Raw genomic sequence first — 10,223 nt, 5'->3', positions numbered from 1 at the left:
CCCTTTCCGCATCCCCCGAGCAGCACCCCCGCCACCAGCAGGCACCACCACTGCGTCACGAGTCGAGTCTTCACCTGCGCACCTCTTCGAACTGGCACAGATAATACGGGGAAGTCTGACATCCCTGCGTTGAAAGAATGTGGCAGTACTGCATCTGCCTGGCGAACGACAAGGCGGCCACGTGGGTCTTGGAGTCTGGGAAAACGGGAGGGGAGGTGCGGGCCGGGGCCGCGTCGTCGGGGGCGGCCTTTGCTACGGTGGCCGCTTCCATCCATGAAACGACTGCTCCTGTCCATGGCCCTCGCGGCCAGTGTCCTCGTCCTGGTGCTGGTGGTGCGGACGTTGTCCTTCACCTCGCGGCAGGTGGCGCCGGCGGCGATGGAACCCCTGACGGTGGACGCGGACGCCGCGGCGGCGCGGCTGGCCGGGGCGCTGCGGCTCAAGACGGTGGCGGCCTCGGAGGGGGTGCCCGCGGAGGACGCGGCCTTCGCGGCGCTGCATGCCTACCTGGCGGAGCACTTCCCGCGCGTGCACGCGGAGCTGAAGCGCGAGGCGGTGGGGGCGCACTCGCTGCTCTACACGTGGCCGGGGACGGACGCGTCGCTTCCACCCATGCTGCTGGTGGGGCACCTGGACGTGGTGCCGGTGGCCCCCGGGACGGAGGCGTCCTGGGCGCATCCTCCGTTCGCCGGCGTGGTGGCGGACGGGTTCGTGTGGGGGCGCGGCGCGCTGGATGACAAGAGCAGCGTGCTGGCGCAGCTGGAGGCGGTGGAGGCGCTGCTCGCCGCGGGGGAGAAGCCCCGGCGCACGGTGATGTTCGCGTTCGGCGGGGACGAGGAGGTGGGGGGCCTGAAGGGCGCGGTGGTCATCGCGGCGCTCTTGAAGGAGCGGGGCGTGCGGCTGGAGTCCGTGCTCGACGAGGGCGGCGTCATCATGTCCGGCACGGTGCCTGGGGTGAGCGCCCCGGTGGCGCTGGTGGGCACGTCCGAGAAGGGCTTCACCAGCGTGGAGCTGAAGGTGAAGGGGGAGGGTGGGCACTCGTCCATGCCGCCGCCCCGCAGCGCCGTGGGGGTGTTGGCCCGCGCGGTGGCGAAGGTGGAGGACTCGCCCATGCCCGCCCGGCTCGAGGGGGGCAGCCGCGAGCTGTTCCTGCGCGTGGGCCCGGAGATGCCCTTCGGCATGCGGCTGCTCTTCGCCAACCTGTGGCTCACCGAGCCGCTCGTGGTGCGCCAGCTCACCCAGAAGCCCACCACCAACGCCGCGGTGCGCACCACCACCGCGGTGACGATGTTCCAGGGCGGCGTGCGCGACAACGTGCTGCCCACCAGCGCCCGCGCGGTGGTGAACTTCCGCATCCTGCCCGGCGACAGCGTGGACGGGGTGCTCCAGCACGTGCGCTCGGTGGTGGATGACTCGCGCGTGGAGCTGGGCACGCTGGCGTTCCAGAGCGAGCCGTCCCCCGTGTCGCGCACGGACACGGAGGCCTTCGGCCACCTGGAGCGCACGCTGCGGCAGGTGTTCCCGGAGGTGGTGGTGTCCTCCTACCTCAACGTCGCCGCCACCGACTCCCGCCACTACGTGGGGCTGAGCGACAACGTCTTCCGCTTCTTCCCCGTGCACCTGCGCGCCGAGGACCTGGCGCGCGTGCATGGCAAGGACGAGCGCATCGCCGTGACGGCGCATGCCCAGGCCGTGCGCTTCTACGCGCAGTATCTCCGCAACGCCGCGCGCTGAGACATGGCTGAGACATGGGCCCTCCCCCTCGGTGGGGGCCTGTATCGCCACATGGACGCGGATGTGTGTCCGAGATACGAAATCAGGCGATTCAGTCCACTCTTCCTGCACATCTGCGCAATTCCTGCATTTTCACGCGGTGTGCGGGAGTGAGAAATCGCAACCGCGTTGACACGCACCGCGCGCACTTCCAGCATCGGGGGTCATGGTGACCGTCCCCTCTGCAGGAAAGCGCCTCGCGGGTCTCGTACTCGCCTCTCTTCTCTTCTCGTTGATCGCATCCTCATGTGGAGGCGGTGGTGGTGATGGCAAGCCGGATGGCGGCGGTGGGGGCAATGAGGATGCCGGCCCCACCCAGCCGTGTGACGGCGGCACGTGTCCTGTCGAGAACTGCGGCAACGGCACCCTCCAGTCCGGGGAGACGTGCGACGACGGCAACAAGGTGAGCGCCGACGGGTGCTCGGCCACGTGCACCCTCGAGGAGGGCTGGGCGTGCAACACGCCGGGCGAGCCGTGCGTGAAGGTGGTCGGGTGCGGCAACGGCAAGGTGGAGGCGGGCGAGCAGTGTGATGACCGCAACGTGTCCAGCGGCGACGGCTGCAGCGAGACGTGCACCGTGGAGCAGGGCTGGAACTGCCCGTCGGCGGGTGGCCGCTGCCACGCCGCGCAGTGCAACGACGGCTTCAAGGTGGGCGAGGAGGAGTGCGAGGACGGCAACACCACGAACGGTGATGGCTGCAGCGCGGAGTGCCGCCTGGAGGAGGGCTGGAAGTGCCCGACGGTGGGCGCGGCCTGCTCGAAGACGACCTGCGGCGACAACCTCGTCGAGGGCACCGAGGAGTGCGACGACGGCAACAAGGACATGGGCGATGGCTGCTCGGCGGCGTGCAAGCGCGAGCCGCGCTGCACCAATGGCGTGTGCCAGGCGACGTGCGGCGATGGCATCATCCTGCCCAACGACACCTCCGAGGAGTGCGACGACGGCAACGCCCGCTCGGGCGATGGCTGCTCGGCCACGTGCAAGCTGGAGACGGGCTACGTGTGCCAGGTGGTCCAGACGGATCCCCCGGCCTCGCTCGACCTGTCCGCCGTCTTCCGCGACTTCCGCGGGTATGACCTGCCGGCGGATGGCGCGCTGCCGCGCGGTCACATCGACTTCGAGAACGGGAACGCCGGCGAGCGCGGCATCGTGAAGGCGCAGCTGGCCACGACGCTGGAGGGCATCCCGGGCAAGACGTTCCCGGGTGGCAAGCCGGAGTACGCCAAGACGGGGCAGTCGTCCGCCACCACCCACGGCGCGACCGCCTTCCACCAGTGGTACACGGACCACGCGAACATCAACAAGACCATCGTCGGGACGCTCAAGCTCAACCGCCAGGCCGCCAATGGCTCGTACGTGTTCGACAGCGACCGGTTCTTCCCGCTGACGAACCACCCGGACAGCTGGGTGGCCGCGGGCAAGGAGCCGCTGCGCGGCGACAACGGACAGCCCTCCCAGCAGCACAACTTCAGCTTCACGAGCGAGGTCCGGTACTGGTTCCAGTACAAGGGCACCGAGGTGCTGCTGTTCCGCGGTGACGACGACGTGTGGGTCTTCATCAACGGCAAGCTCGCGCTGGACCTGGGCGGCGTCCACGGTCCGGAGAACGGCACCGTCACGGTGTCGCAGCAGGCCGCGGCCCTGGGCCTGACGGTGGGCGGCATCTACGAGGTCGTGGTGTTCCAGGCCGAGCGCCACACCTCCGGCTCGTCGTACCGGCTGACGCTCAACAACTTCGAGACCCGTCGCACGGTGTGCAACGCCACGTGCGGCAACGGCGAGGTGGACGAGGGCGAGGAGTGCGACGACTTCGTCAACGCCGGTGGCTACGGCAAGTGCGCGCCCGGCTGCGTCTGGGGCCCGCGCTGCGGCGACGGCATCCCGCAGACGGCGCCTCCGGCCAACGAGGAGTGCGACGACGGCAACACCACCAGCGGCGACGGCTGCAGCGCCACGTGCAAGTCGGAGATCGGCTGAGTCGTCCGATGTGACGGGCCGCTCCGGGCTCGAGTGCCCGGAGCGGCTCACCGCCTCGCGGGAGGATTTCCCGCGAGGTCCCCGTCGGCGGGTGCGAGTCGTCCCGTGGCCCTGGGGCCGGGATGACCGCGCCGCCCGGTGGGGAAGCAGGCAGGCCCGCGCTCCCAAGTGGGATGCTCACGCGAGGCCGTCTGGTATCTTCGCGCCCGACTTCATGGCGCCCTCCGTCCTCCTCCGTCTGTCGCTGCTGCTGTCGCTGGTGCTGGCCGTCCCGGCCGGGGCCGCGAGCGCGCGGAGCACGCCGCCTCCCGCCGACGAGGTGATGGGCGTGCTGCGGCGGGTGGAGACGGCGCGGGTGCGTGGGACGCTGCGCGTGCTCGACAGCGAATTCGAGGAGCTGACGCGCGCCCAGCCCAGGAGCGTGATGCCGCGCGTGTACCGCGCCTGGCTCGCGTTCCCCGCGGACACCAGCTGGAACGAGCTCAAGGCCCTGTCCTCGCTGGAGCCGGAGAACCCCTGGCCGCACCTGGGCATGGGGCTCATCTACATCCGCTGGGGGCTCTTGTCGGAGGCGCGCGCGCCGCTGGCCGCCGCCCGGCGCGTGTCCCCCGACTTCGCGCCCGCCCTGTGGGGTGAGGGGCTGCTGCTCCAGGCGGAGGGCAAGCCCGCCCAGGCCGAGGCGCGGCTGCGCGAGTCGCTCTCCAGGCTGGACGCGCCCCAGGCCCGCACGGCGCTGGGGTTGCTGCTGGCCGCGAGCCCGGGGCGCGAGGCCGAGGCCCGCGCGGAGCTGACGCGCTCGGTGGAGGCGTGGCCGGAGCAGCCCGAGGCCCTGCGCAAGCTCGCCTCGCTGGCCCAGGCGGCCAAGGACGTGCGCGCCGCCGCGACGGCGGGCGAGAAGCTGGTCGCGCTCAAGCCCGCGGACCGCGAGGCGCATCGGCTCCAGGCGGAGCTGTGGCTGTCCGCGTCGGAGAAGGACAAGGCCGCGCGCTCGCTGGAGCGCTACGTGGAGCTGGGCGGCGCGGACGTGGCGCCCCTGGCGCTGCGCGCGCGGGTGTACGCGGAGCTGGGGCGCGCGGCGGACGAGGAGAAGGCGCTCGCGCGGCTCATCGAGGTGGAGCTCAAGGACCCCGAGCCCCTGCTGCGGCTGTCCGAGCTGGCCGGGGCGCGAGGGGATGCGGCCGCGAGCGAGGCCTTCCTGGTGAGCGCCTCGGAGCGGGCGCCGGCGCGCTCGGACCTCCACGTGCGCCGCGCGCGGCTGTGTCTCAAGCAGGAGCGCTGGCGGGAGGCCCTGGTGTCCTACCGCGCCGCGCTCGCCGCGCCGGAGCGCAAGGTGCCCGAGGCCGAGGCGGAGACGGCCGAGCTGGTGCGGCGCTTCCGGCTGCCCGCGACGCCCGCCAAGGGGGTGCCGGATAGAATCTACGCCCGCGTGTCCCTGGGCCTGGTCGCCATCTACATGGAGCGGCTCAAGGAGTCACCGGAGCTCAAGGGCAACCTGAAGCTCCAGGTGCAGGTGGACGAGACGGGCAAGGCCACGCAGGTGAAGGTCCTCTACGACAGCCTGGAGGACCCGCTCGTCGCCGGCCACGCCTACTTCGCCTTCCTGGACGCGCAGTACCCGCCCGCGAAGGACGAGCCCATCTTCCAGTACGTCTTCCGGCCGCCGAAGTAGCCGCCGGAAGACGCGGGCCTGGAATCCGGGCGCCACTCACTCGTCGTCGTTCATGCCGCTGCCGCCGTAGCCCTGCGAGGAGCCGCGGGCCTTCTCGAAGTCGGCGCGGGCCTGGCGCTCCTCGCCCAGGCGCACGTCCACCTGGCGCTGGGCCTCCTCCGTCTTGCGCTGGGCGTCGGCCACCGCGCGGGTGAACTCGGCGTCGGACATCTCCTTGGCGCGCACGTCATCGCTGTTCTTCAGCGCCTGCAGCTCCGCCTGGCGCAGCTGGGCCTCGGACAGCTCCAGCTCCGCCTGGCGCAAGTCCTTGCGGGCCTTCTGCGTCTCCACGGCGCGCTGGCGCCAGGCCGTCTGGGCGCGGGCCGCCTGGTACTTCGCCTCGGTGGTCCTCAGGTCCTTCTGGGCCTGGGTGATGTTGGCTTGCTGACCGGTGGCGCGGGCGGCCTCGAGCGCCGTCTGGTTCGCCTCGTGGGAGAGCTTGGCCGCCTCCTCGTTGCGCCGGGAGACCTCCACCGCGCGCTCGGCGTCCTTCACCGCCACCTCGGCGCGGGTGACCTCGTCCTGGGCCTTGCGGCGCTCGGCCTGGGCGTTGCGGACGTCGCCGAGCTGGCTTTCGGGGACGCGCGCCAGCCAGGACTCGTCCACCTGCTTCTTCGCGGATTGGGATGAGCTGCACCCGCCGAGCACCAGCGCCGTCCCCAACACCACTCCCGCCAGAACCCGATGCTTCCTCGTCGACTGGAACATGAATTCCTCCTGACCGTGCGTATCGTCGCTTGCTCGACACGGTAGGCACTCGACGACGGCGAGGCAGGAGGCATGGTGCGACACCCGACGCGGGCCTTGACGCGCCCGCTCGGGGGACGGGCGTGGAGGAGGGCGGCTCGTGTGGCCGCCTGCTCAGTGCTTCTCGAGGATGACGGCGTAGAACTCGATGCCCACGCCCTCGCGGTCCTCCTCGGTGATGTGGCCCACGGGCAGGCCCAGGAACTCCCGCACCGTCATCACCCCGCCGGGCCCGGGAGACCAGGGGCCGCACAGGTCCAGATACTCGCGCAGCGAGTAGAGCTGGAAGGACTCGCCCATCTTCTGGAACATGCCGACGAACTGCTCCCACTTCGGCGTGCTCAGCCCGGGCGCCTTCGTCTCGAAGGTGGCGAAGAGCTTCGAGCCGGGCGCGGCCCAGTCATACAAATCCTTGAAGAACCTCCGGTTCTCCTCCGAGGAGAGGAACACGGTGATGCCATTGGCGCCGAAGGCCACGCGCCGCTCGCCGTCCAGGAACGCGCGCACGTCGGGCCGCCGCAGGAAGTCGCCCGCGGAGCGGATGTCGCATTCCATGTAGCGCGTGCGCGGATTGTCGCCGAGCAGGTGCTTGCCGGTGGCGATGGTGAGCGGGTTGATGTCGGTGTAGAGCACCTTGGCGTCGGGCAGCACCGAGTGGATGTGGTCGCCCGTCGGCAGGCCCGAAGCGAAGTCCACCCAGTGGTCGAAGCCGTCCGCGGACAGGCGCAGCGCGGCGGTGCGCAGGCAGCTTCGGAGCATGCGCAGCCACTTCCGGGTGGAGGGCACCAGCGAGAACATGAACTCGGCGGCCTGTCGGTCCACCTCGAAGTGGTGGGTGCCGCCCAGCGTGTAGTCGTAGATGCGGGCCGCGTCGGGCACGTGGGGGTTGACGCCCGGGATGCGGGAGAGCTCCTGGTTGTCCATCCGTCGCTCGCTCCTCGTGGGATAGGGGGTTGCGCGGCGCTCAGGGGCGCCAGACTTCGGAGGTCGTCTCCGGCGGGCTGTCCGGTGCGGCGCGGGTGGTGCCCACCACCAGGTATGCGCCATCGCCCAGGGGGGCGACGCGGTGGCCCGCGCGGCCGAGGGCCAGCGGTGTCCCCGGGCTCCACAGGCCCGTGGCCGGGTTCCAGAGCTCCACGTCGGGGGTGGCGCCGTACGTCGTCGACTCCAGGCCTCCGGACACGGCGGCGCGTCCGTCCGGCAGCGCGGTGAGCGCGAAGCTGGAGCGGCCCAGGGTGAGCGGCGCGATGGCGCTCCACTGCTCGGTGGCGGGGTCGAAGAGCTCGGCGCTCGTGAGCAGCGTGCCCTGGTGCCAGCCACCCACGACGAGGACGCGGCCGTCGGCGAGCGTGACGCCGGCCGCGTCGTCGCGCGACGCGGTGAGCGGATGGGGCGCGGTCCTCCACGTGCGCGTGGCGGGCTCGTAGACCTCGGTGCTCATGTCGAGCGGCGGGGCCAGGTGCTGTCCCTCGATGATGGCGAAGCCGAAGCCGTTGTCGCGTCCCCCGGCGATGACGACGCGGCCCAGGCTCACGCAGACCGGGCCGACGTGGAAGAGGCGGACCGTCTGGCCCGCGGGCTCCCAGTCCGAGGCGCCGGGCCGCAGCAGCTCCGCGCGCGTGCCCCTCTCGAGGTCATGGTCGTGGTCCGAGCCCAGCACCAGCACCGCCCCGTCCTCGAGCAGCAGCGCGACGGGGTGCGAGCGTGAAGCCCGCATGGGAGGGCCGGGGACGAAGCGCAGCGCGTCCGGCTCCCAGAACACGGTGCTGGCCAGGTCCGGGTGGGCATTGTCGCGGCCGCCCACGAGCAGCACGCGCCCGTCCGGGAGCGCCACCGCCGCGTGGTCATGCCGGGGCTCCGGCAGGGGCGCGGCCTCCCGCCATTCCTGACGGAGGGTGTCCCAGAGGAAGGCGCTGGCGGAGGTCCTGGGCGTGGAGCCGCCCCCCTCGGCGTGCCAGCCCTGTCCGCCGGTGAGCAGCGCGCCGCCGGCCACGGGCGTCAGGCCAAAGCCCTCCAGCCAGAGCCCCGGGGCGGGAACACGTCGAGTCGCCGTGGACGGAGGGCCGCCAGTCATGGCGCCATCGTACGCCGTCCGCGCCGCGCCGCGCCTGCCACCGGGGAGGTCCACGGTGACCTGGAGACAGTCGCCGTCCGGGGGGCTGGCTCTGGGAATGACAACCTGGGAGGGCGGCCGGGACGAGGGTGTCCTGGGCAATGGCTTGTTCCGCATGCGTGTCTGGTGATTCTCTGGGGCCCGCATCGCTCCGGGGGGGAAACATGCGCCGTGCGCCACGAGATTCCGCCGAGGCCGTCTTGTCCTGGCGGGGCACGTCCGTCTCGGGACGGGGCCCATGACAGGCATTGCGTGAGACGTCGTCTGGAAAAGGGGGGAGTCATGCAACACATCGGGAGAGGTGTGTCGGGGCTGCTGGCGGGGTGCGCCTTGCTGTGCGTGGCGCTCCTGGGCGCCTGCTCGGAGCGGGGGGCCGCGAGCGTGGAGGGGCGCCTGGGCGGCGGTGCCCAGGCGGTGGAAGGGAGTGCCCGACAGCGGACGGTGCTGGCGGGGCGGCATCACACGCTGGCGATGCGTTCGGACGGCCCGGTGTGGGCGTGGGGCAAGAACGAGGAGGGCCAGCTGGGCCTGGGGAACACCACCGCGAGCCTCGTGCCCACGCTGGTGCCGGGCCTGACGGGCGTGGCGGCGGTGGTGGGCGGGGGCCAGCACTCGCTGGCGACGAAGGCCGACGGCACGGTGTGGGGCAGGGGAGACAACGGCGCCAGCCAGCTGGGCGACGGCACGACGGCGTCGCGGTGGGCGCCGGTGCAGGCGGTGAGGCTGACGCAGGTGGGCGCGCTCGCGGCGGACCATGCGCGCTCGCCGCGCGCGGGAGGTGTGGGGGCCTGGGGCGACAGCGCCCAGGGACAGCTGGGCACGGGCCCGTCGACGGTTCGGGCCTCCCCCGCGAAGGTCTGGTAGCGCGCCGCGCCGCACGTGACGCGGGAGGGCGTCCTTCGCGCCCTCCCTCGAGAACTCCGCGCCCCGGTGGGCCCGGATGCAGCGAGTACGTCGTCGGGCAGTCTGGAACGGGGGTGTCCCATGGAACGTGTCGCGAGGCGTGTGTCTGGATTCCTGCTGTGCCTGTTGTGGTGGGCGGGCTGTGTCGAGCCCGGGGCGTCGTCCTTCACCGGCGAGCTGGGCACCGTGCGCGCCAGGGAGGGGGCCTCCCGGCAGGGCTCGGTGCTGGCGGGACGGCATCACACGCTGGTGTTGAGGACGGACGGCACCGTGTGGGCATGGGGTGGCAACACCTTCGGCCAGCTCGGCAACAACTCGACCCGCCCCAACCCGATGCCCTCGCGCGTCTGGCGCCTGTCGAGCATCCGCGCCATTGGCGTGGGGGAGCAGCACTCGCTCGCGCTGGGCGTGGACGGGACGGTGTGGTCCTGGGGCTGGAACAACAACGGCCAGCTGGGCGATGGGACGACGACGTCGCGCCCGGTGCCCGCGCGAATCCCGAACCTGACGAACGTGGTGGCCATCGCCGCCGGCTTCACCCACTCGATGGTGCTCAAGTCGGACGGCACCGTGTGGGCGTGGGGGCTCAACGCGACGGGGCAGCTCGGCGATGGAACGACGGTGCGCAAGCTGTCGCCCGTGCAGGTGCAGGGGCTGCCGGGCGCGGTGGCCATCGCCGCGGGCAACGTGCACTCGCTGGCGCTGACGGCGGATGGGCGGCTGTGGACGTGGGGTGGCAACGCCGACGGGCAGCTCGGCACGGGCAACCAGACGCCCCGCTCGCTCCCGGGCGCGCTGGCGAGCATGACGGGCATGGTGTCCGGGCTGTCGGGTGGAGGCTCGCATTCGATGGTGCTGAAGACGGACGGCACCGTGTGGGGCTGGGGGAAGAACGACGATGGCCAGCTGGGCCTGGGGAACACCACCGCGAGCCTGGTGCCGGTGCAGGTGCCGGGCCTCACCAGCGTCTCCGCGGTGGTGGGGGGCGGGCAGCACTCGGT

Annotated in this window: 8 protein-coding genes; 5 read left to right on the top strand and 3 right to left on the bottom strand. The window is 72.0% G+C overall.

Features of this window, described 5'->3' with window-relative positions; genetic code table 11:
* Positions 1-273 precede the first annotated feature (273 nt).
* The 3 genes from FL311_RS36715 (at position 274) to FL311_RS36705 (ending at position 5,420) form a co-directional block, all read left to right on the top strand.
* Positions 274-1,734, top strand: a complete 1,461-nt coding sequence (locus FL311_RS36715; protein WP_141332340.1) for a M20 family peptidase — start codon at positions 274-276, stop codon at positions 1,732-1,734.
* 205 nt (positions 1,735-1,939) lie between these two features.
* A complete protein-coding gene (locus FL311_RS36710; protein ID WP_141332339.1) occupies positions 1,940-3,751 on the top strand; it encodes a DUF4215 domain-containing protein in 1,812 nt (603 codons plus the stop codon).
* 214 nt (positions 3,752-3,965) lie between these two features.
* On the top strand, positions 3,966-5,420 hold the full coding sequence (locus FL311_RS36705; protein ID WP_141332338.1) for a hypothetical protein: 1,455 nt from the start codon (positions 3,966-3,968) through the stop codon (positions 5,418-5,420).
* Between the two features lie 36 nt (positions 5,421-5,456).
* Here FL311_RS36705 and FL311_RS36700 read toward each other — a convergent pair whose 3' ends face one another.
* The 3 genes from FL311_RS36700 to FL311_RS36690 all read right to left on the bottom strand — a co-directional run bounded on the left by FL311_RS36700 (position 5,457) and on the right by FL311_RS36690 (position 8,280).
* The gene (locus tag FL311_RS36700) at positions 5,457-6,167 is read right to left on the bottom strand and encodes a hypothetical protein (protein WP_141332337.1); all 711 of its coding nucleotides are present in this window, start codon (positions 6,165-6,167) and stop codon (positions 5,457-5,459) included.
* Between the two features lie 153 nt (positions 6,168-6,320).
* Positions 6,321-7,130, bottom strand: a complete 810-nt coding sequence (locus FL311_RS36695; protein WP_141332336.1) for an SAM-dependent methyltransferase — start codon at positions 7,128-7,130, stop codon at positions 6,321-6,323.
* Positions 7,131-7,170: 40 nt separating this feature from the next.
* Positions 7,171-8,280: a kelch motif-containing protein gene (locus FL311_RS36690; protein ID WP_141332335.1), complete on the bottom strand. Its 1,110-nt coding sequence runs from the start codon at positions 8,278-8,280 to the stop codon at positions 7,171-7,173.
* Between the two features lie 321 nt (positions 8,281-8,601).
* Between FL311_RS36690 and FL311_RS36685 the strand changes: the two genes are divergently transcribed.
* Complete coding sequence (locus tag FL311_RS36685; protein ID WP_141332334.1) at positions 8,602-9,183, top strand: hypothetical protein; 582 nt, start codon at positions 8,602-8,604, stop codon at positions 9,181-9,183.
* 141 nt (positions 9,184-9,324) lie between these two features.
* The coding region (locus tag FL311_RS36680) for an RCC1 domain-containing protein (protein WP_368668607.1) at positions 9,325-10,223 on the top strand (899 nt) is incomplete at its 3' end.

This window comes from Myxococcus sp. AB025B (assembly GCF_006518215.1).
GTDB classification, from domain to species: Bacteria; Myxococcota; Myxococcia; order Myxococcales; family Myxococcaceae; genus Myxococcus; species Myxococcus fulvus.
This window is presented reverse-complemented; position numbering and strand designations above follow the sequence as displayed.